Origin of the sequence: Thioalkalivibrio nitratireducens DSM 14787, from assembly GCF_000321415.2 — a bacterium.
GTDB lineage: Bacteria > Pseudomonadota > Gammaproteobacteria > Ectothiorhodospirales > Ectothiorhodospiraceae > Thioalkalivibrio > Thioalkalivibrio nitratireducens.
The window spans coordinates 2,173,483-2,195,013 of sequence record NC_019902.2; the positions used below are offsets into that span (position 1 = coordinate 2,173,483).

Sequence of the window (21,531 nt, forward strand, 5' to 3'; positions counted from 1 at the left end):
ATCTTCAGGTCAGCTGGTTCAGATCCAGCGCGAGGGCCAGCGACTGCGGGGCGTCGGAATGACGCAGGCGATAGCGCACGGTCAGGTGCACCTCGGACAGGCGCTCGCGCGTCGTCTGCACATCCACTCCCTCCACCACGACCCGCGGCTCCCAGCGCTCCAGCGACTTGCGTACCACCCGCGCCATCAGCGCCCGGGTGGTCTCGGTGTTGGGTTGGTGCACGAAGTCCAGCAGCCCGGCACCGAAGTCGGGCCGCATCAGCCGCTCCCCGGGGCGCGTGAGCAGGATATTGAGCATCACCTCGCGGATGCTGCGGTCATGCTCGGAATACGGCAGGCGGCCGTGCTGGATGCCACCGAGCAGTGGCCAGCTGATGAGCCTGGGGACCGGCACGTTCATTCGCGGCACCTAGCGTTTGAGTTTGGGGAACGGCAGGCAGATGCGCACCCACGGCAGCCACCAGAACAGGATGTTCAACAGCGAGACCATGATCATCAGCAGGATCATCGCGACCAGCGTGACGACCGGCAGGCTGAACGAGCAGATCCACTGCAGCGTTCCACCCGGCGGGGCACTGTCGGGGACCGCGTCCGCGGTGACGCCCTTCTTGAATTTGATTCGGTCGATCAGGTTGAAGGTGTCCGCCGGGGTGATCATGCTCACCCCCTTCGCCAGGCCGCGTTTGAGATCGGCCAACCCCGGCATCTGGATCAGCGCCGGACGGCTGGCCTCGGGGTCGAACGGAGCGGCAACACGGAAACGCCGACTGCGCTGGCCCGCGGTGGCCCAGACCAGGTGTTCCTTGCCTTCGACGTCCAGCACACGCACGAACGGGACGACCTGGTAGAGATCGTGCCGGCCTTGCTGGAACTTCGGAATCGGCACCTCCCTTGCCTGCTCCGTCAACTGTCCGGATACCCGGGCCAGGAGCAACTCCCGGAGCCGGGCGGCCTGGGCCTCGGTGAACTCGAGCCGATACTCGATGCTGGCGCTGGAACCACTGGCCGGCTGCGCGGCGTCCGGCAGCCGTGCGAGCACGGCCGCGGTCCCGTGGCGGTCGATCGCGTCCTCCTGCCCGATGATCCAGCGCAGCAGCGGATTGTCGCCACCATGGCTGGCGCAGCTGCGCAGGTACTCGGCCAGGCTCTCGCGCGGTCGCACCTGCTCGCGACCCCGTCCGCGACTGACGTTCAGAAAACGGACCTCCCCGAGCAGTTCCTCCAGACCGGCGTTCTCCACGATTCCGGCCTCACCGAGATGGTACCGGTTGACCAGCATCCGCAGCAGTTCAAAGAACGCCATCGTCGGCCGGCCGCCCTCCACGTGGCGCGCGTCGCCGTCACGCCAGCGCCGCCGCGCCGGGGCCTCGCGCAGGCCAAACGGCCAGGACAGCTGGCGCTCCAGCGCCTGCTGCACGCTGCGCTCGGAGGCTGCATCAAACGGCGTCTCGACTGCGCTGTGCTGGTAGTAATGAAAGCCGCCCAGCGGCAGGTAGCCGTAGAGCACGGTGCGGGATTTGCCGTTGCGGTCGCGGGTGACCACCGGGTGCAGCGGGTGGGTCTCCTCGCCGCTGTAGGTGGGCTTGTCCTGCCGCGGCCGCACGCTGCCGTCCGGGCACAGCCGGCGCTGCGCGTCGGGGTCGCGCAGCTCGTCCGCAGCCGGCTGCCAGCCGAGCGCCGCGCCGTCCTCCAGCACCCAGGCAAACTCCTCGCCGCCGCGCACGCTGCGGATGACAAACCCGGCCGACGCGATGCGGGCCGGATCCAGCGCCGGAAAGCCGGGCCGGTCGCATGCGATCTCGCAGCTGATCAGGTAGAAGCTGCGATGGATCGGCAGACGCAGCACCACGCTTTCGTCGTGCCGGCTGAAGCGGTCCTGGAACTGCCAGATCGATGCCTGCGGCTGCTCCAGCGCATGACTCTCCAGATCCTGCAAAAAGCGGGGGATGAAATCGGTCTCCTGGTAACGATGCAGCTCGGTTCCGGCCTCCAGCGAGTAATGCGGCCGCTGCAGCCGTACCCGGTCGTTTGCGTGTCGGACTGCTGTGCTTGCCATGGGCGTTCCTCTCACCAGACGTTGCCGGCACCCGGCGTGTAGCTCGAACTCACGACGGCATTGGTGATCACGGTATCGGCCTGCACCACGCCGCTGAACTTCGACATTCCGGCGTTGACCGTCACCATGCCGGCGCTGACGGTGATGCTGGCGGCATCGACCTTCACCTCGCCGGTGGAGCGTACGCTGACCTCGCTGGCGGTCATCTTCACGCTCTGGCCGCCGCGCGCGAGTTCGACCTCGCCACCGTTGCCGTCGGTGACGGTCAAACGATGGCCCTGCGGGGTGCGGATCTCCAGCCTGGGGCCCTCGCCGTCGTCGAACTCCAGCACGGTGCCGGCCGGGGTGCGCACGACATAGCGCTCCTCCTGCGGCTCGGCCTCGTCGGGCACACTGCCCTGCCCGCTCCAGATGCTGCCGAGGACCAGTGGCAGCTCCGGCGTGACGAACGCCAGCACCACCACCTCCTGGCGGCGGGGAATGAAACTCGCTCCGTACCCGCTTCCCGCGGAAGAGACGACCACCGCAGCCCAGAGCTCCATGTCCACCCCGTGCAGCCGCACCTTGACCCGGCCCCGGCCCTCCGGGTCGGCGTTGTCGGTCACCTCGCCGAGATGCAGGCTCGAGACACCGCCGATCGCATGTGGAGTCACGAGCCCCTCCCCCGGCGCGGAAGGGACGTCCGGGCGGACCGCAGACACCGCGCGCCGAAGCCGACACCTGCGCGGACGCCCACCGCCGGCAGCCGTGCAGGCACATGCTCTGCGCCGATGGCGGCCGGGGCCGTGGCGTCGTGCACGCCGGCGCTACACGGCGCCGCTCCGGCAGGGGGTCTCGTTGACGGCAACAGGCGCATGCCGGTCAATCGTTCCAGTCCGGGCGGTGGACTTTGAGCTCGGTCTCGTAGCCCGCGGTGTTGTCGAACCGGTGCACGCAGTGCACCACCTGGTAGGTTCCCCGCAGCCGCCCGGAGACACCGGTGAGTTCGATCTCGCGGCCGCTGCGCAGCGCGGACTGGCCGAGCATGCGGATGTCGCCACTGACGAAGTATTTCGCGCGGCGGCGGAAACGGCCGGCGACGAAGGCGTCGGCCTCGCCCTGCGAGCGTGCAAACGGCTGCACCACGACCTCCGGACCGGGCCAGCCCAGCCTCCCCAGTAATTGCGCGGCGGTGGTGCCCGGCGGCGGGGTGGCCAGCGTGCTCGCAGAGGCCACCGCCGCCTGGTCGGTCGCCGCATTGAAGCCGCGGACCTCGGTGGCATCGTGCTGGTGGTTGAGATCCGCGATCAGCCGCACCTGCAGGGCATTGTCCTGCGGGTCCACCCGTACCGGAGTGGCGTCGGGCTCTTCCGGACGAACCCGCAGGCGGCCATCCTCCAGGCGCAGCGCGATATCCAGCGGAGCGAGCAGCCTCAGCAGGAAGGCCAGGTCGCTCTCGTTCAGCTGGTGATAGTCCATGGCCACCGTCGAGGCGCTGACTTCGACCTCCAGGCCGGCGTCATCGGCCACCGAGCGCACCACCGCATCCAGCGTCGTGTCCTCGAACACGCGGCTGCGACGCCTGCGGCCCAGCCGGTGGAGACGGTCCTGGAGCAGCAGGACCAGCCGCGGGGCCCCATCGCCGTAGCGCTCCTCGAGCGCGGTGATTTCGCCGTGGAAAATCCTGCCCTCGCCATCGGTATCGATGGCCAGTTCCACCTCATCGCCCAGCCGGAGATCCTCGAACAACAGCCCGGGGGCCTGGCCTTCACCCTGACCGAAATTGGCCAGCTGCAACTCGGCATGAGCACAACCGGTGAGCGGAAGGTTCACGATCATCGCCGACAGCGCGTCCTGCAGATCGCGGCGCGCCTCGCCAGCGACCCGGATCCGGGGGCGGCTGCTTGCGAAGGCGGTGTCGTGCATCAATCCACCGCCAGGCGCGCCCGGCGTTCCTCCAGCAGCGCCAGGTTCTCCATCAGGTCGCGCTCGTCGGGCCCGAGTGGCACCGACTCGGCGGCTGGCGCCTGCTCCGGTACGGGCGTCCCCTCGACCTCGGCGATGACTTCGTGGATCACTACCGGCATTCGATGTTCCTCTGGTCACGTCAGTCGAAACCCACGCCTGACAGCCTGGGCTTGGAGGTCGCCACGGTCTTGACCTCCGCACGCATGCTTCCGGCCGTCTGGGTACTGGCGAAGGCACCGCCGATCCCGGTCCCAACGCTGGCCGACACCCCGACCCTGAAGGCCGCGTCCCCGGTCACCGCGGCGCCGGCCGGCGGCACCGCGAGGGCCGACGCCGCCGGCAGCCGCGGCGACTCGATCCCGTTGTAAAGGGCGGTCTCGCGCCAGTCACGGGGATCCTGCCCGGCGGCCGCAGACGCCTCGTGCACCGGGGTGTCGCTCCCGGCGGCGGGGTTGTCCGCGTCCGGCGCGGCGCCACCGGTCGGCGTGAGCCTGGGCGTCGCCCGTTCCGCCTGCTCGATGTCCCGGCTGCGGAACTGGTAGCGGTCCTCGCTGAGCTTGATCGACACGGTGGCTCGCAGCGGCCGACCTTCGGGAGAGAAGAAGTCCAGCGTCTCGTCGAAGCTCTGCACCAGGCCGAGAAACTCGAATGCACCCCACTGGAACAGGCAGCGGCGCGGGGCCTGCAGCTGATCGCCCGCCGCCACCGGCTTCATGAAGTGCTCGGCGATCTGCCCGGTCAGCTTGCGCACGTCGGACCCTTCCTCGATCCTCTTCGACGCGGGCTCGCCCTGCGCATCCGAGCCGACGGTCGTGTCGAAGATCAGCTCCACGCTCAGCGTCGACGAGCTCTTGTCCACGAACTGTGCCGCCTGGCTCGTGCCGTTGCGCGGGTTGGCCTTCAGCGTGTTCGACAGCGCGACCTTGAGCGAGGCCGGGTTGAACTGCACGTCGATCGCGTCGTGGGTATCCGGCTGGTCGTTGCTGCCGGAGACGGGGATCAGTTGTGCGCGCTCGATATCGGCCATCAGGCGCCCTCCCCCGCCGCCGGGCGCACCAGCGTAAGTCCCTCGTGAACGAGGTGCAGTTCCTCGATCGCGGCCTGGCTCGCCGTAGCCGACAGGTCCGGTCCCTTGAACCTGGTGGCCAGTACCTGGGCCAGCTTCCAGACCAGAACCGGGTGGTCCTGCACCGAGGTCACGTCGCCGGTACCGTCGACCGTGACCGACGGGTGTCCGAGTACCTCGATCTCACCCTCCAGGCGATAGCCGTAGTTCGCACCGCGGGTGGTGATATCGAACCACTTCCAGAGATCATCGATGCTGGTGACGCCGCGCTTGAGCACCACCGGCGCGAACCGGGTCTGGCCGGCGCGCTGGAAAGCACCCCAGTTCCGGCCGCCTTCGGCGATCAGCTTGGGCTCCATGGTCACCTCGAGCCCGGTCACCTCGCTGAACTGACCACCGCATAGGAGCTCGGACCGGTCGCCGTTGTAGAGCGAGACCCGGAAGCGAAAGGGGACGAACTCGGTCATGTCCTCAGCTCCGCCGTCCAGTCACCACCGCGATGGACGAAGGCGATATGAATGCGATCGATCGGAAAGGCCGGCGCCACCTCGATCTCGAAGATGATTACGGCGTCCTGGCCGGTGATCTGCCGGATGCGGTAGGCGTCCTCTGACTTGCGGCCGCGCAGCGCGCCCTGCCGGTATAGGCGCCGGAAGAAATCCTCCAGCAGCAGCCGGGGCCGCGGGTCGCGGTGGTCCACGTTGAACACCAGCACTTCGCCCAGCGCCCGCAACTGGCGGAGCAGGAACCCCATGAAACGGGCCACCTCGCCGCTGCGGTACTCCGCGCGCCCGGTGAGCGTGTACTGGTCGGGCGGCAGCGCGGGCACCGCGAGGCGCTCGTCGTCCAGGTGCACGCGGCCGCCGTTGACCTGCAGCACGCCGATGCCCGGCCGCTCGCGCAGTTCGAGGGTGCGTTGCAGGGTCACCGCGGGATACGGTCGCGCATCGGCGCGCATCGGCAGCCCCGCCACCGAACGCCAGATGCCCCGTCGGCGAGCGCCGCCGGCCTGCAGGCCGGCGAGCGCACCGACGCTGCTGACCAGCCGGTAACCCGCGCCACGCAGGTAGGGGAAGAGCAGCTGCAGCCGGCGCAGCTGGGGCCCGTCGCTGCTCGCCTTGATCGCCTCGATGTCAGCAAGCGCCGCAGGGTCGAGTCCCGGCCGGTCGGCATTGTCGGTGTCGGAATAGGCCAGCGGCAACGTGAACAGGCACTGCACATCGGGACGGTGCCGCGCCAGCAGGTACTGCAAGGGCCGCAGCAGGTCGCCGGTAGGCAGCGGCGGCGGAGCGTGTTCGATCTCACCGGGATTGCGCCGCTCGCGATGGCCGTTGTCGATCTCCGTGCCACAGGGCAGGAACGGTGGCTCCGCGTTGGCCAGCCGCATGCGCGGAATGTCGGGCAGGTTGGCCGGAATCTGCAACCGCTCCAGGTCCGGCAGCGCGACCACGCCCACCTCGGGCAGCGACAGCAGCAGGGCGATACCGCGCAGGCTGTGCAGATCGTGCGGAACCAGCCTGCGCGACGGCAGAAACCCCGCCTGCGCCTCATCCTCGGGAATCCGCAGCACCCACAGCCGCTCGCCGCCATTGGCGAAGAAGTCGGTCACCGCCTGCGGCAGCCAGGCCCGCCGACCGGCGAGGATGCTGCGGTAGTCGGTCGCAGCCTCGCGCGCATCGGGGAAGATGTCGTCGAACTCGGCAACGGAGTTGAGCGGCAGCGGCAGATGACATAGCGCTCGTTCCTCCGGGGCCGCGAACAGGCGCTCCTCCAGCAGCGGACCCAGACCCACCGAACGCATCTGCTCGAGTGCCTCGTCCGGGATGCGCGGGCGCCGCACCCGCCCGGGGGCGTGGCCGAGCAGCAGCACCGGCAGTACCGGCCGCTGGCTGGCCGGCGGCCGCGGGGCGACCCGGATACGTTGCTGGAGGAGTTCCATGCGGCTACGACTGCTCGATGGACTCGACCGCAAGCACCAGTTCCTCGATCGCGACGTCGCTGCCTCCCTTGGCGGTCAGCGTCGGCCCGGTCCACTTGATGGGCATGGCGTTGATCAGCTTCCAGGTCACGACGGCGCCCTGGCCGCCCGGATCCTCGCTCTTGAGCTTGATCTCGACGTTGCGCTTGGCGGTCACGTCCCCGGCGCGGATCTGGTTGAGCCACGAATACAGGTTCTGCGCGCCGATCACACCGCGTTTCAGGGTGACGTCCCCCGCCTTGTGGATCGCGGGGATTTTGCTCACGTAGTTCACCGGAGCGTTGCCGTTGCGGTACTCGGCCACGGTGACCTCGGCATTGAGCCCCGACACCTCGGAGAAGCCGCCCTGCACGTCGCCTTCGGACCCGTCGCCCAGGTTCACCAGGTAGTTGAAGACCGAATACGGGGTATCCCTCAGTTCAGCCATGTCTTGTCTCCTTGGGCTCAGGCGTCAGCCGTCTTCTGGCCGATGCGGAAAATCACGAACTCGGCCGGCTTCAGGGCGGCCACGCCCACCTCGCAGACCAGGCGGCCGTTGTCCAGATCGTTCTGGGTCATGGTGCTGCGGTCGCAGCGCACGAAGTAGGCCGCCTTTGGCGAGGAGCCGAGCAGGCGACCGTTGAACCACTCGTTGTAGAGGAAATCCTCGACCGACGAGCGCACGTTCGCCCACAGCCGCTCGCCGTTGGGCTCGAACACCACCCATTGGGTCGAGCGGTCGATGGATCGCTCGAGGTAGAGGAAATAGCGGCGGACGTTGACGTAGATCCACTCCGGGTCGCTCGAGAGGGTGCGCCCGCCCCAGACGCGATGACCACGACCGGGGAACGAGCGCAGGCAGTTGATGCCCGCCGGGTTCAGCAGTTCCTGCTGGAACCGGTTGACCTCCTGGGCAAAACGCAGCGCGCCGATCACCGGTTCGTTGGCCGGCGCCTTGTGCACGCCGCGGGTAACGTCGGTGTTGGCATAGATACCGGCAAGGAAACCGGCGGGCGGCACCGTGATGTGCTCCTCGAGGCCGCGCGGGTCGGAGATCACCACCCACGGGTAGTACAAGGCCAGCCGCGAGTCATCGAAGTTGGACGCGAAGTCACGGATCTCGGACAACGCCATTCCCTGGCGGGCATCGACGATGCCGATGCGGTAGCGCATCCTGCGGCAGTGCTTCTGCATTTCCACGACCACGGCCTGGTGGCTATCCGGGTGCGCGGCAGCTGCAGGTGTCATCACGATGGAGATATCCTCGATGTCCTCGAGCGCGGCAAGCCCGGTGCTACCGTTGACCTCGTCGACCGCACCGGCATAGTCGCGAGCGGACGGAACGTCGCCGTCGGAGCCGCCGGACATCTGGATCAGGTAGCGTGGCCCCTCGACCGACAGCGGCGGCGGCTGGAGCGCGTCCGCGGCGAACATCGCGTACAGCGCCGCCCGTATGGTCTCGCCGGTGGCACCGTCGGCCAGGCTGCACGCGACGGGACTGGTCAGCCGGTCGTAGCGCCTCTCGGGCTCCGCGGACAGCACCTGCGACAGGCTGCGCTCGCCGCCCGGGGCCGTCGACACGTCGCCATAGCTGTAGACGATCCGGCCATCGGCGTCACCCAAACGCACGTCGACGTCGAAGTTGCGGAGCACGACGCTCGCCGAGGGCGCCGACGGCGTTCCAGCCAGCGCAGCCAGCGGCAGTTCGATCACGTCGGCCACGTCCGGATTGACGCCGGGGCTGACCGTGAAGACCGTACCGTTCGCGTTCAGGGTGCCGTGCAGAACTGTCAGGCCACCCCAATCCGTTCCGCCGGTGATGCCGGAAACGTCGATCCCCTCGGGCAGCGTGAGGGTGGCGAAGCTGCCATCAGCCAGGGCGCCACTGGCGGGGGACCTCGCGTGGACACGCGTGAAATGCACATTTGCCTCGCCGGCATCGACCACCACCTCGGCCACCAGAACGCCCTCATCGGAATCCGGCGCATCTTCCGGACGGAGGTCCGCCGCTGCGAGCGCAACGCCGTCGGCAGTCTCGATCACCGCGTGGTTGCCCACCAGCACGTAGTGGTCGCCGACTCTGCGAACCAGTCCGCTGACGTCGATCGGAAAGCGTGCGTCCGGGGCCCGGTCGTCGATATCGCCCACGCGGACATCCCCTGGCAGCCCGGTCGCCTCCAGGTACGCCAGCTCACCGTCGGCCAGCGGCGCAGTGGCCGACTGGAAACGCAGCAGGTTCTCGCTGTCCCGCCAGTGCAGTTCCAGGGTGTAGTTTCCCGCGGCGCCAGGAAATCGGCTGCGGAACGTCACCACGCTGCCAGGATCCGCCGCGGTCGAGAGCTGAGCGGTGCTGCCTCCACCGTCGGCATCGGTGTTGTTGATCCCGGCCAGGGTACGGGCCACGAAGAGCTGCTTGCCGCCGTTGTCGAAAAAGGCGCGCGCGGCAACCGCGGTGTGGTTCAGCACCGAAGTGCCGCCCAGGCTCAGATCGCCGCTGTCGCCATAGATGCGCTCGAACTCGCCGAAGCTCGTGACCACCTCGGGTTTCCCGCGCAACGGTCCGGTGCGCGTAGGCCCGACGATGGCGGCAACGCTGGTGCCAACGCCCTCGATCGACTTGGCGCGGAAGCTGACTTCCTCGACAAAGACGCCGGGCGCAAGGTACTGGGACATGGTGGGCTCCTAGGGTTGGCGTGGTTGCACCGCGAGGTGGTTCTTATCGAACGATCGCAACAAGCGGACCTCGCCCGGCGTAATGCTGAGCGCGATGTGGGCATGGAATCCGGAATCATCGACGGCCTCGATGTCGAACGGCACGTCAGTGGCGGCCGGGTCGGCCGGCACGCGGGGATCCGCCGCCGGGTGCGCGCGGATCGTCAGTTGCGCAGCATAGTGCTCGACGCTCTCCGGCAGCGGCGGCAAGCGACGCAGTGGCAGCACGAAATCGCCATGGGCGTCGGTCTGGGCCACGAACCCGAGGCCGGCTTCGGACACGATGACGGCCAGGTCGAGCAGCGCCCAGGGCAGTGGAGTCCCATCCTCGCGGCGGACCGTCCCGATCAGGGCCCCGCCCACGGGCAGGCGGGTTCCCAATGGGGTGGGATAGACCAGCAGCACATGGCCGCCACCCGTTCCCACCGTGATATCGAAGCTGCGTGGGTTGTAGCGCCCGTTCGGGTCACGCATGCGGCCGGCGAGGCGCACCGGGGAACCGGCAGGCCGGGTACGGTGCGCCTCGTCGGCCCTGCCTTGCACCATGCCAGCATGCTCGTCCGGGTGCAGCCACAGCGCCAGACGCCCGGGCTTTTGCAGCCAGCGCAGGCGCGGCGGCCGGTCGCTGAGTTCGATCTCGAGCGGCGCGTCCACGCGTTCCCGGTCATTCGCATCGGTGCCTGTGGTCGCGTCCAGGAAATAGACCACGTTGCTCGCGTGCAGGACGTTGGTCTCGAGCACGCGCGGGTTCACATCACCCCCGCGGGCAGCACGCGCGTGGTCACCGGCGGCCCCTCGCTGCGTGGCGGCCTGAGTCTGAGCCGCACCGTGCGCAGCACATAGGGCGCGGTGCTCGTGTACTTGGCCTCGAAGACGTCCCAGATGCGCATCAGATCTTCCGTGGACATCTCTTCCGGCATCACCGTGAGCAGTTCGCGCTCGCTCCAGCCATCGTCGATCTCGACCATGTGCGCCACGTCCAGTTGGCAATCGGTCGCGAGTTCGAGCATGGCCCAGGTCAGCAGATCCGCCTCGTGCTCGGGACTCGTGCCATTCGCGATCAGCAGGACGTGAAGATTGAGCGGCAGTTCGGCCTGCGGCGCGCCGGCGCCAGTGCCGGTCTGTGGAAAGTGCCGACTGCGGCCATGGGGATCGACGACCAACCGGTGCAGATAGATGCCCAGCAGGTTGCCGGTCAGGGCCGTCGCCACGTCGGCGCTGCCGAGCAGGGACACACGACCATTGACCGGGTCGTCGCGGAGTTCGCTGGGCAGCCGCCGCGAAAGGAACTCCGCGAGTGCCAGCAACGATGCCTTCACCCCCCGATACGATGCCACGATCGCATGCCCCCGCTTCTCGGCACCCGCAATTCCTGCCCGCCCCCGAACACACCGCGTAATCAGCAGCCGCTCGGAGCCCCCCGAACGTTATCTCCCCTCGGGCCATGATCCGCCTGCGCGCCACGGAGAGTCCGCTGACGGCGGCGGGATCCATCCTAAAGAATCACCAGGCTTGGGCCGGCCATGATGACAGACCCTTGCAGAACACCTGTGGAACCTACCGGGATCCCTGGCGGGGTCGAGATGGGCCCATCCGTCGCAATGTTCTTAGTCCAGCATGCCGACGAATCACAGGCACCTGCCGGGCATACCCGAGGAATATGTGACGCACACTGCAAAATTTCGCACCCCAACCGGCCCGAACCCGAAAACTACGCCCTGTTGGCGCCTCGGTTGCTTGTTATTTCGGGCGACAGCCCGCCGCCGGGCGGCTCTCCGGTAGCGGAGTCGCCCTCCGGGTCCAGGAACGCCGCAAAGCCCTCCCCTGCCCGTGCCAACACCTTTTCCGCGATGTGCAGATTCAGACGTCGGTACTTTCCCACTGGGCCTCGGCGTCACCCGCTGTCCTCGCCGGCAACTGGGATGAACCGGTAGCGGATGGCAGGGACGGGCCGATGCGCCGTACACTCGGACCCGTGAGAATGGCCTCCGCGGCCGCGAGCACGGTTCGGGACGTGCCCGGCACCGCGCACGATGCACGGATCCGCGCGGTGCCAAGCCGGCACACTCCCCTCGGGGCTCCGAACCGCCGTCGGGTGCATTGAGCAGCGGCCGCGACAGGCCAGCGGATCGCGTCACGGACTCTCGGTGCTGATATCCGGCTCCGGGAACCCCGAGGCAGGGGCTGCCAGGAGCCTGTCGGCCGGGCAAGGCGTGCGGTAGCGCCGTCTCCCGGTTGCACGGCGCGGCGCAAACGATCCGTGGGCCGGATTCGGGTAACGATTGGCATGGCAGCATCGGGGGAGACATGAGACGCTCAGGTGATCGCGCAGGCATCCGGAACTTCGGTCGAGTGGTGTTCGCGGGCATGCTCGCGAGCATGCTGGTGGCAGGTTGCGCAACGGTCCACAAGGATCGGCGCGTTAAGGGCCTGGAGGCCACGGCGAACAGCTACCAGGCGGCGCTGCGCTGGGGCGATTACGCGACGGCGGTGGGGATGCTGTCTCCGGATCGGCGCCTGGACGAGGAAGCGCTGGACGACTTCTCGGGCCTGCGCATTACCCGGTACGAGATCGTTCAGCCGCCAGTGATACATGCCGACGACCGCGCGACGCAGACCGCGGCGATCGAATACGTCTTCGAATACAGCCAGGTCGTGCAGCGCCTGACCGACCGCCAGCAGTGGCACTGGGACGATGCTTCGAAAAACTGGTGGCTCGCATCAGGCCTTCCGGACTTTGCCTCCGACGGCACTCGCGGCCGTAGCCGCTGAACGGCGCTACCGGAGAGGCCGTCCCTTCTTCCCCGGCGAATCGGCCACGGGAAGGATATGGGTCATTCCGGGCCGACGTATTGCCGCGCGCATCGGCTGCCTCGAACACGAATTCCACCGCCTATGGCGGCAGTCCCGGGCTGACGCCCTGGTCGTTCACCACGTGGTGGTTGGTCAGCACCAGCCGTTCGGCGGCGGGGTCGCCGGCCCGCACCAGGAATCCGGTGCCGATGCGCCCGCCCAGACGTTCGCGCACCGCGCAGACTGCCCGCGCCCACTCCAGCCCGGTCTGCCACCAGCGCCAGGTTACGGGCCCTTCACCGCCCAGGATCGCCTCGAGTTGCCCCGCCTCGGACGCTGGTGCCGAATGCAGCGCCTGCACCGCCGGGGCGCTGAGGTCCATCTCCGCCCCCGGCAGTCCCATCAAGCGTGCGCGCAGGATCGCCACGACACCGGCTGCGCGCGCGGATTCCGCCTCCAGCCCCCCACACCTCGGTGCACTGGCGCAGCGTGCGGCTGGCGCGCCGGCACGCCTGCTCGATCAAGCTGTAACTGATGAACGCCCGGTACTTGCGTTCCCTCAATCGATCGGGATCCGCGTCCCGTTCTCGGCGAGCCACTGGCGGAAGTTCTGGAGCCCGGGGTTCAGGGAGCGGGCCCGTTCCGGGTCGCGGGCACGGCAGAAATCGTCGTTGAAGTCGCGTTTGAACTGGAACATGTTGCCGAGATCCTCGGCGCCAGGAAACCCGAGACCACGGTAAACCTCGGGCGGCACATCGTGGTAGCGAACCTCCTGTCCCAACGCCTCGGTGAGCGCGACAGCCATCTCCGGCCCGCTCAGATGCTCACCGGCAATGCCTACCGTCTTGCCGATGTGCTCTTGCCCCTGCCGGAACACGCCATAGGCGCACCTGCCGATGTCCTGGGCCGCAATACCGGGAAGCTTGCGGTTGCCCATCGGGAAGGCGATGGCCAGCACGCCGTCGTGGCCGCGTTTCGGGCCCAGGCCGAAATGAATCAGGTTGTCCCAATAGAACGAGGTGAGCAGGAAGGTCGTCGGCAGCCCGAGTTCGCTGAACAGATGCTCGGCCTCGCCCTTCGCGTCGAAGTGCGGCACCTTGTATCGCTCCATCAGCGTCGGCATGCGATCGTCGGTCAGCGGAACCCAGCGACGCGTGTCTTCCAGCGTGGACCAGATCACGTGCTCCACCCCGGCTGCCTTCGCTGCCTGCGCTAGGTTTCCGGCCTGGGCCAATTCCTTGTCCGGCGAGAAGTGTTCCCAAAAGTTGGTGACGCAGTAGGCGCCGTGTGCACCCTGGAATGCGCGCTGCAGGCTCTCGGGATCGTCGAGATTCGCTTCGACAACCTCGCCGCCCAGCGCGGCCAGTTCCCTGGCCTTTTCGGAGGCGGCGTGGCGTGTGAGGGCGCGCACACGGAACGGTCTCTGCGGATCCCCCAGAATCGCACGCGCCAGCCCCCCACCCTGTGCGCCGGTAGCCCCTATAACCGCGATAACTTTGTCTTTAGCCATCTGATTCTCCTCCCGTGATTCGATCCCGCGGGGTGATCCCCGGAGCGGCGGGCCCACCACGGGCATTCAGGGTTCAACGCATCCCCCTGGCCGTTGCTCCCACGACCCGAACCTGCCTTTTAGCATCCTATGCGACCGACGGCATCCCCGAGCCCTGCATGGGCTCGTCGAGGTCATCGGCACCGGAAACCTTGCCGGCCGGGATCCGCGCGCCAGGGGACCGGCTGGAAGATGTCAGACGTGCCAAGGATGCGCTATAAGAGCGGTGAATACTTCGTCCTCCACGGAATTGTTCGAACACACGATGAGCCCCCTGTCCCACCGACGCCGTTTCACACGGATAATGCTGGGCGTGCCGCTGGCGCTGCTGGCCATGGAACCCGCCCGTTCCAACCCGATCGAGGCGTTGCTGGCAGACGCGCAGAAACCCCTGCACGACGACGAGTTGTGGGTACTGGTAGACGACGCAGAGGCGACCCTGAGCGTCTTTCGCGGCCACACCGTGATCGAACGCTTCTTCCCGGTGTCGCTGGGACGCAGCGGCGCGAAACCGGAACGGCTGCGCGGCGGCAACGTCACGCCACTGGGCGAGTTCCGGGTCAACCGTTTCAACCACGAGAGCCGTTGGCACATCTTCATCGGAATCGACTATCCCACGCCGGAGCACGCCCGGATGGCACTGGAGTCCGGCGTGTTCACCGAACAGGATTACCAGGCCTTCATGCGCCATCGCCACCGCTACGGCCAGCCGCCGCAAAATACGATTCTGGGCGGGGCCATCGGCATTCACGGGATCGGGGGAGGCGACCCGGAGATCCACAACCGCTTCCACTGGACCGAGGGCTGCGTTGCGGTCACCAACGAGCAGATCGAGCGGCTGGCCGAACTGGTGGATATCGGAACCCGCGTTGTGATCCGGTGAACATTATTCGCGGGTGCCCCCCGCCCGCTATGGACACGCGCGGCCGACTCCAGTACATCCTATGTACAGCAGCCCGCGTCTGCGTTCCAAGCGGCTCTACCGGTGCTGGAGACGCGGGGCGCCTCGAAGCCGGCCTTACCCCGGTCCCCAACCAGCGAAGTGCAAGGAGATGACCATGAACCCGAAGATCACGTCCCTCAAACTCGGTGCCGTAGCCGCTTCTCTCGCGATACTGGGCGGATGCGCCTCCACGAGCGCGCTGGAAGAGGTGCGCATGACCGCAGAGGCGGCACAGGCCGAAGCGGCCGAGGCCCGCAGGATCGCCACCCAAGCCCAGGGGACCGCCGATCAGGCCCTGACCACGGCCAACGAGGCCAAGGCGGATGCCGAAGCCGCCCGCCGGACCGCGGACCAGAATCGCGAAGAGATGAATCGCATGTTCCAGCGCACGATGCAGAAGTGACGCAGCCGGCCGCCCCCGTCACCGGCGGGTGGCGGCCGCTCGCGGAGTGTCTCCAGCGAATGCCGGTGGTTCTCCGGTCAGGCCGGCAAGGCGACGAGGCGCGGGATCGCCCGCCCGCGTGCCTTCACTCCGGCACCGACAGGAGCCTGGCGACCGGGCGTTCCAGCGGCACGGCCAGCCCGTCGGGTTCCTCCACCAACGCCCGCAGGCGGGCATAAGCCACGGGGCTGAGTTCCTCGCCGCCGGAAGCTCTCCTCACCATTTCCACCGCGTTGTTCAGCGGTTCGAAACTCCCTACGTTCTCCTCCAGTTGCGGAAACGACTGGACAAGGATCCTGCCGTCTTCGGTCCGCCCCGCCTTGAACGGCTGGTCGATGATATTGACCGGAGTCCCCGCATGCACGCGCTCGAACAGCGATTCGATATCCTCCGGAAACATGCGGATGCAGCCACGGCTGACGCGCATGCCCACACCGTCGGGCCGATTGGTTCCATGGATCAGGTAGCTGGGCAACCCGAGCAGGATCGCGTGGCGCCCCAGCGGGTTGTCCGGCCCCGGCGGCACCACTTCCGGCGGGGGCTCACCCCGCGCGGCGGCCTCCTCGCGCATCGAGCGCGGTGGGTTCCACGACGGATCCTTCACCTTGATCGTCGTGCGGGTCAGGCCGACCGGTGTCGCGAAGCCATCGCGGCCTACGCTGATCGGATAGGTTTCCACCACGTCTTCGCTGGAATAGTAGTAGAGCCGCATCTCCGAGAGGTTGACCACGATGCCCTCACGCGGCGCGTCGGGCAGGATGTAGCGCCCGGGAATCACCACCTCGGCGCCGGCTTCGGGCGCCCAGATGCTGACATCCGGGTTGGCCATCCGAATCTCTTCGTACCCGACGTTGTGCCTGCGCGCGACGTCGATCAGCGTTTCGTCGCCGCGAACCCTGACCACCTGGATCTCGCCGATCACGTCGCCGGTTTCGGGCAGCGGATAGTGGCCGGGAGGCCACGGTTCGGCCGCCGCGGCAGCCGCCACCAGCAGCCAGGCGCACAGGCCCGGGATCCACGCCTGGCGCACGACCCTGGACCAGGATTGGGAAATCGACATCAGCCGTCCTCTCGTTTCCGGCCCACGCGTCAGCGGGGCCCTTGACCGTTCGGGAAGCGCTCCGTGTCCCGGTGCTTCACCGTGGATACGCGCCCGGGCGGCACCGATTGCCACACCGGGCTGGAGATGGATCGATGATACAACGCCCCCCCGGGCGATGCCGTGATGACGCTCGCACCCCCGTCGACGCGTCTACACTCTCCTGCACCCGGACTGGCGATCAGCGTGCCAGTGCCCGCCGGCAGCCAGCGGAATGTGCCGTCCCGCTGCACATCACACAGCGCTGATGTGGCAGGGAGACCCTGATGAACGTGGTTCCGCGACGTGACCCCGATTCCCGCCTGCGGCGGCTTTCGCCGGGGATGTCGATCACGATGGACGTCGATCCGCGTGCGCTGTACGTGCCCGCGGGCCTCGCACTCAGCGCCGGCAAACGATACCGCCTGGCGGCCCACGGAAAGTGGAGGGATGGCGCCATCACCTGCGGGCCCGAGGGGCTGGGGGTGCGGCTGGCCGACTCGCTTTAATCGCTCGCCAGGGAAGCCGTTCTTCCTGCTCTGCGGATGCCAGGGCCGCAACGATTGGCGTGCCTTCGCGGTGGGGGGCATGTGACTGGGAGGTACCCGACGCCGCCGCTGGCTCGGACGGCCTCGCACTCTATTTGTTCGCCAACGACTGGCGCTGGATGTACTGGAACAAGCGGGCGTTGACCGCCCAGCACGACGGACCGCTTCGGGTCACGATCACACGCCTGGCCTGACACACGATCGGCACAGGCAAGACGGCTTCTGCCGGAAAGCTCGCCCGGGTTATGCGCTCACGGCGCAGGACTGCCGACCGGGCCATCGCCACCGACCGCCGGGTGCACCCCACCGACAACGGGCTGCGAACGCCGAACCTTGCCGGTCGAGCCGTTCCAGGCGAGCCCGCAAGCAGCGGGTTCGTCCGTCGAGGCCAACCGACCGGCAAACCCTCCCCTGCGCGGCTGTCCGGAGACGGCGTGGGCATGTCGATGTGCTGCGTCAGCGACCGTGCCAGCGCCGCGCCCCGACCCGCTTGCATCGCGTCGCCGTTGCCTATTCGGCCACGACGAGCGGCGTGCGCGCGAGCACTTCCCCGCTATCGGATGCGCGATACCGGACTTCGTAGCGACCTGGCGCCGCGGGAGCGAACAGCTGGACCGGGTTCCCCTGGGACGCCCGCGCCTCGCGCAGCGCCGGCACGTCGTCGGCGGCACCTTCGTTCACCACCTGGATGAAGTCCTCGAACCGCCCAGGGCCCTGCCAGGCCACGGTCATCACGCCCCCGGCCTGCACATCGCCTTCGACCGCGAGCGACACATCGCCAGCACCAACGGTGACCGGCAGCGCGGCCAGCGTGCGCCTCGATTGCTGGATCACGTAGCGCAGCTCGTAGTCGCCTTCCGCCTCCGGTGCGCGCAGACGCGCGGGAGTTCCGCGGCTGGTGCGCCAGTAGTCACCGCGGCTGCCCTCGCCTGCGCCGAGTTCCACGATGGTGATGTAGTCGCCCGGGTTGTCCGGACCCTCCCAAACCACCTCGATCTGCCCACCGGGAACGATGACCTCGGGGCCTTCGAGGCTGGCGGATGCCGCCACCAGCGTAATCGGCCGGCTCGCCAGCGTGCGCCCGGACTGGTTGATCACGTAGCGCAGCTCGTAGGTGCCCAATGCGTCCGGCAGCGTGACCCGCGCCGGCGAACCGAAACGAGTCCGGGCGTAACTGATGCTCGTGCCCTCGGGCGCGCCGGCCTCGACCACCGCAATGTAGTCGCCCGGGTTGTCCGGCCCTTCCCAGGCCACCTCGATCGCAGCCCCGGCCACCGCCTCGTCCGGTGCCTGCAGGCCCGCGCTCGCTGCCACCAGCGTGATCGCCCGGCTCGCCAGCGTGCGCCCGGACTGGTTGATCACATAACGCAGCTCGTAGGTGCCCAATGCGTCCGGCAGCGTGACCCGCGCCGGCGAACCGAAACGAGTCCGGGCGTAACTGATGCTCGTGCCCTCGGGCGCGCCGGCCTCGACCACCGCAATGTAGTCGCCCGGGTTGTCCGGCCCTTCCCAGGCCACCTCGATCGCAGCCCCGGCTACCGCCTCGTCCGGTGCCTGCAGGCCCGCGCTCGCCGCTACCAGGGTTACGGCCTGGCTCGCCAGCGTGCGGCCCGACCCGTGGTGCACATAGCGGACCTCGTAGGCACCCAGCGCGTCCGGCGCGGTCACCTGCGCGGGCGAGCCGAAACGGGTCCGGGCATAGCTGATATGAGTAGCGTCCGGTGCCCCGGCCTCGACGATCGCGATATAGTCGCTCCGGTCGTCGGGTCCGGTCCATTCCACCGGGAATCGTTCCCCGCTGGTGACTTCCCCTGGGGCGGACACGCTGGCCTCGGGCAGGGCCTCGGCCAGTTCCACGCGCGCCGTCACATCCTGCTCCAGCGTCGCCGCGATGGTGCTGCCGCCGGACATTGCCCCGGCGTTGCCCTCGATCCGGTAATCGCCAGGCGTCACGAGGATCCGATGCCTTTCGCCCGCACCGCGCCCGGTTTGCGCGGCCTCGCTCGCGAGATCGGTCCAGGTCCACTGGACATCGGGAACCGCTACACCGGTGCGGGCATCGACCCCCTCCAATGTCACGGTGGCCAACATCCTCTGCAAAGGGATATCGACGACGCCCGAGAGCGTCTCGTCGACCGCGAGTTCGAGTGCACCCTCGTAGCCCGGGTGCCTCACGGCGATGCGGTAGCGCCCGTCCTCCAGCGCCGCTGTAAACGACGCCGTGGCATCCGCCGCAGCGACCCGTGCTCCGGTCTGCGCATCGAATATCTGCCAGTCGCTCGGGCCAAGAGGCTCTTCGGTACGTGCATCCACCGCCCGGAACACCAGCTCGACGGCCTGTGGCATCGACACCGCGGCAAGGGCCTCGGCGAGCTCCACACCCGAGCTGGTATGGAATAACTGGCCCCCGGTCTGTTCCGGCACACACGAGAGGCTGTTCACTTCCGCGGAGGTCATCCCGAAGCCGACCACATGGGCACGAATCGGGATACCCTCGGCCGCCAGCTGCGCGGCCAGCGCGCAGGGATCGCCGCCGCAGTTCTCGAGACCGTCGGTCACCAGGATGATGTCGGCCGATTCCGCGGTACGCGGAATCTGGGTGCGCGCCAGCTCGAGGCTGTCGGTCAGCGGGGTCATGCCCCGGGGATTCAGCGCTCGCATCAGCGCAGTGAGTTCACCCGGGTCGTGCACTCCAAGCGGCGCCAGCACCTCGATGTCGGCGCAGTCACCGCGGCGCCGGTGGCCGTAGGCGATCACCGAAATCGGCGCGCCGGCGTCCCGGCCCGCGAAGAACTCCTCCATCACGTCACGGGCCACCTCGATCCGGGTAATGTCGCCGTCGATGCGGTTCCACATCGATCCCGAGGCATCGAATACCATCACGGTGGCACGATCCGCCGCGGTGGCGGCGCCCGTGCCGAACAGGGCCACGGCGAGCAGGGTGGCGAACGGTCTGGAGAGGCTTCGCACGATTGTTACTCCTTCCTTGATGGACAGCAGAATCCGACGACGGCTGTACGCCGGTTGCATGGACCACAAGGGTGGGGGCAAGTCCCCACCACAACCGGCGAGGGTACAACGGTACGCGAGCCGGCGGAAGCACCAGCGCTACTGGCACCGCCGCCGGGTACCACGCATTCCACATACGCCACTAGAATAGCCGCCATCATCGCACCAACCCGGAGGCGGACTTGTTCTCGCAGAAGGTTCTGCATATCTGCCTGTCAGAGGGCTGGGGTGGGCTGGAGATGTATCCGGCGCGGGTGTTCCCCGAATTACGCCGGCAGGGCTGGCAGCCCCGCGGACTCGCCCTGCGCGGGTCGCGCGTGGCATCGAGCCTCGAGGCGGCGGGAGACACGCCGCTGACGGTGTCGTCGCGGGCCGGGGCCCTGCTATCCCTGCCGCGCTTGCTGCGCTGCATGAAGCGGGAAGATATCCGCACCGTCCATTGTCACAAGTCCTCGGATCTGCGGGTCGGAGTACTGATGAAGTCCCTCTGGCCGGAGATCGGCCTGTTCTTCACCGACCACATGGGTGCGACTCGGCCCAAGAAGGATCTGCTGCATCGCTGGATCTACCGCCGGCTCGACCGGCTGTTCTCGATCAGCGATGCGACGCGGGCGCGCAACCTGAAGGCCTTTCCGCTGCCGCCCGAGCGGATCCGGCGCCTGTACCTCGGGATCGACCCCGAGCCCTACCGGCCGCGGCTCGATCCGGCTCCACGCGCGGCGATGCGCCGCTCGCTGGGGATTCCCGGCGGGGCGGTCGCGGTCGGGCTGCCCGGACGCCTGACCCCCGGGAAGGGACAGCAGCTGTTCCTCGAGGCCCTGCACCGGCTCGAGCGCGACGCGCCGGAGCTCGCGATCCACGGCGTCATCGCAGGGGGGCTGCACGCCGACGAAGGCAGCGACCCGGAGTTCGTGCAAGAATTGCAGCGGTACGTCCGGGCTCATGGCCTCGCGTCGCGAGTCCACTTCACCGGCTTCCGTTCCGACCTGCCGCGTGTGCTCGAGGCGCTGGACATCGTCTGCGTCCCGTCGCTGAATGAGGCCTTCGGCCTGACAGTGATCGAAGCGATGGCGGCGGCGCGGCCGGTGATCGGGTCGAACAGCGGGGCAATCCCGGAGATCCTCGACACGCGTGTCGGGCGACTCGCCGATCCGTCGGATCCGTCCGCCTGGGCCACGGCCATCGCGGAACTGGCCGCCGATCCCGAGCTGCGCAGTCGCCTGGGGCTGGCGGCACGCCACCGCGCCTGCGAGGTGTTCAGCCTGCGCGCCCATGTCGAGGCCCTAACCCGGGAATACGCCGCTGCCGATGTGCGGCAAACGGCCTCCCGCGCTAGACCCGGATCCTGAAACCGTCCCGGGGCCGTCCCGGCGTTGCCCCGGAGCCCGCGCCTCAAGCCGTGCGCCAGACCCGGCGCGGACCGCCCGCCGG

The 21,531-nt window shown here is 68.3% G+C and carries 22 protein-coding genes; 6 read left to right on the forward strand and 16 right to left on the reverse strand.

Going from position 1 to position 21,531, the window contains the following annotated elements; translation table 11 throughout:
* Positions 1-4: 4 nt before the first annotated feature.
* The 12 genes from TVNIR_RS10045 to TVNIR_RS10095 all read right to left on the reverse strand — a co-directional run bounded on the left by TVNIR_RS10045 (position 5) and on the right by TVNIR_RS10095 (position 11,075).
* Positions 5-400: a GPW/gp25 family protein gene (locus tag TVNIR_RS10045; protein ID WP_015258919.1), complete on the reverse strand. Its 396-nt coding sequence runs from the start codon at positions 398-400 to the stop codon at positions 5-7.
* A gap of 9 nt (positions 401-409) precedes the next feature.
* A complete protein-coding gene (locus tag TVNIR_RS10050) occupies positions 410-2,056 on the reverse strand; it encodes a hypothetical protein (RefSeq protein ID WP_015258920.1) in 1,647 nt (548 codons plus the stop codon).
* A gap of 11 nt (positions 2,057-2,067) precedes the next feature.
* Positions 2,068-2,709: a phage baseplate assembly protein V gene (locus tag TVNIR_RS10055; RefSeq protein ID WP_015258921.1), complete on the reverse strand. Its 642-nt coding sequence runs from the start codon at positions 2,707-2,709 to the stop codon at positions 2,068-2,070.
* Between the two features lie 208 nt (positions 2,710-2,917).
* Positions 2,918-3,961 (reverse strand): phage late control D family protein, encoded by a 1,044-nt coding sequence (locus TVNIR_RS10060; RefSeq protein ID WP_015258922.1) that lies wholly within the window; start codon positions 3,959-3,961, stop codon positions 2,918-2,920.
* A complete protein-coding gene (locus tag TVNIR_RS20005) occupies positions 3,961-4,122 on the reverse strand; it encodes a hypothetical protein (RefSeq protein WP_006745975.1) in 162 nt (53 codons plus the stop codon). The genes TVNIR_RS10060 and TVNIR_RS20005 overlap by 1 nt, the downstream gene beginning before the upstream one ends.
* 20 nt (positions 4,123-4,142) lie before the next feature.
* Positions 4,143-5,030, reverse strand: coding sequence for a CIS tube protein (locus tag TVNIR_RS10065; protein ID WP_015258923.1), 888 nt, complete (start codon positions 5,028-5,030; stop codon positions 4,143-4,145).
* Positions 5,030-5,536, reverse strand: coding sequence for a phage tail protein (locus tag TVNIR_RS10070; RefSeq protein ID WP_015258924.1), 507 nt, complete (start codon positions 5,534-5,536; stop codon positions 5,030-5,032). The genes TVNIR_RS10065 and TVNIR_RS10070 overlap by 1 nt, the downstream gene beginning before the upstream one ends.
* The gene (locus TVNIR_RS10075; RefSeq protein ID WP_015258925.1) at positions 5,533-7,008 is read right to left on the reverse strand and encodes a hypothetical protein; all 1,476 of its coding nucleotides are present in this window, start codon (positions 7,006-7,008) and stop codon (positions 5,533-5,535) included. The genes TVNIR_RS10070 and TVNIR_RS10075 overlap by 4 nt, the downstream gene beginning before the upstream one ends.
* Positions 7,009-7,012: 4 nt before the next feature.
* On the reverse strand, positions 7,013-7,474 hold the full coding sequence (locus TVNIR_RS10080) for a phage tail protein (protein WP_006745980.1): 462 nt from the start codon (positions 7,472-7,474) through the stop codon (positions 7,013-7,015).
* A 17-nt stretch (positions 7,475-7,491) separates the two neighbouring features.
* The gene (locus tag TVNIR_RS10085; RefSeq protein WP_015258926.1) at positions 7,492-9,699 is read right to left on the reverse strand and encodes a phage tail sheath family protein; all 2,208 of its coding nucleotides are present in this window, start codon (positions 9,697-9,699) and stop codon (positions 7,492-7,494) included.
* A gap of 9 nt (positions 9,700-9,708) precedes the next feature.
* Positions 9,709-10,491 carry a carboxypeptidase regulatory-like domain-containing protein gene (locus tag TVNIR_RS10090; RefSeq protein ID WP_157092255.1) on the reverse strand — a complete coding sequence of 261 codons (783 nt, stop codon included), beginning with the start codon at positions 10,489-10,491 and terminating at the stop codon, positions 9,709-9,711.
* The gene (locus tag TVNIR_RS10095) at positions 10,488-11,075 is read right to left on the reverse strand and encodes a Pvc16 family protein (RefSeq protein WP_043739592.1); all 588 of its coding nucleotides are present in this window, start codon (positions 11,073-11,075) and stop codon (positions 10,488-10,490) included. The genes TVNIR_RS10090 and TVNIR_RS10095 overlap by 4 nt, the downstream gene beginning before the upstream one ends.
* A gap of 970 nt (positions 11,076-12,045) precedes the next feature.
* Between TVNIR_RS10095 and TVNIR_RS10100 the strand changes: the two genes are divergently transcribed.
* Positions 12,046-12,510: a hypothetical protein gene (locus tag TVNIR_RS10100; protein WP_043739593.1), complete on the forward strand. Its 465-nt coding sequence runs from the start codon at positions 12,046-12,048 to the stop codon at positions 12,508-12,510.
* A 121-nt stretch (positions 12,511-12,631) separates the two neighbouring features.
* Here TVNIR_RS10100 and TVNIR_RS10105 read toward each other — a convergent pair whose 3' ends face one another.
* Positions 12,632-12,958: a hypothetical protein gene (locus TVNIR_RS10105; protein ID WP_043739594.1), complete on the reverse strand. Its 327-nt coding sequence runs from the start codon at positions 12,956-12,958 to the stop codon at positions 12,632-12,634.
* 132 nt (positions 12,959-13,090) lie between these two features.
* Positions 13,091-14,041 (reverse strand): NmrA/HSCARG family protein, encoded by a 951-nt coding sequence (locus tag TVNIR_RS10110; protein ID WP_043739595.1) that lies wholly within the window; start codon positions 14,039-14,041, stop codon positions 13,091-13,093.
* Between the two features lie 304 nt (positions 14,042-14,345).
* On the opposite strand from TVNIR_RS10110, the gene TVNIR_RS10115 reads away from it, so the two are divergent.
* Both TVNIR_RS10115 and TVNIR_RS10120 read left to right on the forward strand, forming a co-directional pair.
* A complete protein-coding gene (locus tag TVNIR_RS10115) occupies positions 14,346-14,963 on the forward strand; it encodes a L,D-transpeptidase family protein (protein WP_043740533.1) in 618 nt (205 codons plus the stop codon).
* Positions 14,964-15,138: 175 nt separating this feature from the next.
* A complete protein-coding gene (locus TVNIR_RS10120) occupies positions 15,139-15,426 on the forward strand; it encodes an Lpp/OprI family alanine-zipper lipoprotein (protein WP_211263112.1) in 288 nt (95 codons plus the stop codon).
* 124 nt (positions 15,427-15,550) lie between these two features.
* Here the strand turns inward: TVNIR_RS10120 and TVNIR_RS10125 are convergent, their stop codons facing one another.
* Positions 15,551-16,525 (reverse strand): L,D-transpeptidase family protein, encoded by a 975-nt coding sequence (locus tag TVNIR_RS10125; RefSeq protein WP_015258936.1) that lies wholly within the window; start codon positions 16,523-16,525, stop codon positions 15,551-15,553.
* 305 nt (positions 16,526-16,830) lie between these two features.
* Here TVNIR_RS10125 and TVNIR_RS10130 point away from each other — a divergent pair, with 305 nt between their 5' ends.
* Both TVNIR_RS10130 and TVNIR_RS19795 read left to right on the forward strand, forming a co-directional pair.
* Positions 16,831-17,052, forward strand: a complete 222-nt coding sequence (locus TVNIR_RS10130; protein WP_015258937.1) for a hypothetical protein — start codon at positions 16,831-16,833, stop codon at positions 17,050-17,052.
* Positions 17,053-17,111: 59 nt separating this feature from the next.
* Positions 17,112-17,285, forward strand: a complete 174-nt coding sequence (locus TVNIR_RS19795) for a hypothetical protein (RefSeq protein ID WP_157092256.1) — start codon at positions 17,112-17,114, stop codon at positions 17,283-17,285.
* Positions 17,286-17,601: 316 nt separating this feature from the next.
* Here the strand turns inward: TVNIR_RS19795 and TVNIR_RS10135 are convergent, their stop codons facing one another.
* Positions 17,602-20,061: a VWA domain-containing protein gene (locus TVNIR_RS10135; RefSeq protein WP_015258939.1), complete on the reverse strand. Its 2,460-nt coding sequence runs from the start codon at positions 20,059-20,061 to the stop codon at positions 17,602-17,604.
* A gap of 221 nt (positions 20,062-20,282) precedes the next feature.
* Between TVNIR_RS10135 and TVNIR_RS10140 the strand changes: the two genes are divergently transcribed.
* Positions 20,283-21,449, forward strand: coding sequence for a glycosyltransferase family 4 protein (locus TVNIR_RS10140; protein ID WP_015258940.1), 1,167 nt, complete (start codon positions 20,283-20,285; stop codon positions 21,447-21,449).
* Positions 21,450-21,531: the final 82 nt, after the last annotated feature.

What these genes read in the sequence shown, in the direction of transcription:
- TVNIR_RS10045 (WP_015258919.1), bottom strand. Translation starts at nt 400, where the DNA reads ATGAACGTGCCGGTCCCCAGGCTCATCAGCTGGCCACTGCTCGGTGGC.
- TVNIR_RS10050 (WP_015258920.1), bottom strand. Translation starts at nt 2,056, where the DNA reads ATGGCAAGCACAGCAGTCCGACACGCAAACGACCGGGTACGGCTGCAG.
- TVNIR_RS10060 (WP_015258922.1), bottom strand. Translation starts at nt 3,961, where the DNA reads ATGCACGACACCGCCTTCGCAAGCAGCCGCCCCCGGATCCGGGTCGCT.
- TVNIR_RS20005 (WP_006745975.1), bottom strand. Translation starts at nt 4,122, where the DNA reads ATGCCGGTAGTGATCCACGAAGTCATCGCCGAGGTCGAGGGGACGCCC.
- TVNIR_RS10065 (WP_015258923.1), bottom strand. Translation starts at nt 5,030, where the DNA reads ATGGCCGATATCGAGCGCGCACAACTGATCCCCGTCTCCGGCAGCAAC.
- TVNIR_RS10070 (WP_015258924.1), bottom strand. Translation starts at nt 5,536, where the DNA reads ATGACCGAGTTCGTCCCCTTTCGCTTCCGGGTCTCGCTCTACAACGGC.
- TVNIR_RS10075 (WP_015258925.1), bottom strand. Translation starts at nt 7,008, where the DNA reads ATGGAACTCCTCCAGCAACGTATCCGGGTCGCCCCGCGGCCGCCGGCC.
- TVNIR_RS10080 (WP_006745980.1), bottom strand. Translation starts at nt 7,474, where the DNA reads ATGGCTGAACTGAGGGATACCCCGTATTCGGTCTTCAACTACCTGGTG.
- TVNIR_RS10085 (WP_015258926.1), bottom strand. Translation starts at nt 9,699, where the DNA reads ATGTCCCAGTACCTTGCGCCCGGCGTCTTTGTCGAGGAAGTCAGCTTC.
- TVNIR_RS10100 (WP_043739593.1), top strand. Translation starts at nt 12,046, where the DNA reads ATGAGACGCTCAGGTGATCGCGCAGGCATCCGGAACTTCGGTCGAGTG.
- TVNIR_RS10110 (WP_043739595.1), bottom strand. Translation starts at nt 14,041, where the DNA reads ATGGCTAAAGACAAAGTTATCGCGGTTATAGGGGCTACCGGCGCACAG.
- TVNIR_RS10115 (WP_043740533.1), top strand. Translation starts at nt 14,346, where the DNA reads ATGAGCCCCCTGTCCCACCGACGCCGTTTCACACGGATAATGCTGGGC.
- TVNIR_RS10120 (WP_211263112.1), top strand. Translation starts at nt 15,139, where the DNA reads ATGAACCCGAAGATCACGTCCCTCAAACTCGGTGCCGTAGCCGCTTCT.
- TVNIR_RS10125 (WP_015258936.1), bottom strand. Translation starts at nt 16,525, where the DNA reads ATGTCGATTTCCCAATCCTGGTCCAGGGTCGTGCGCCAGGCGTGGATC.
- TVNIR_RS10130 (WP_015258937.1), top strand. Translation starts at nt 16,831, where the DNA reads ATGAACGTGGTTCCGCGACGTGACCCCGATTCCCGCCTGCGGCGGCTT.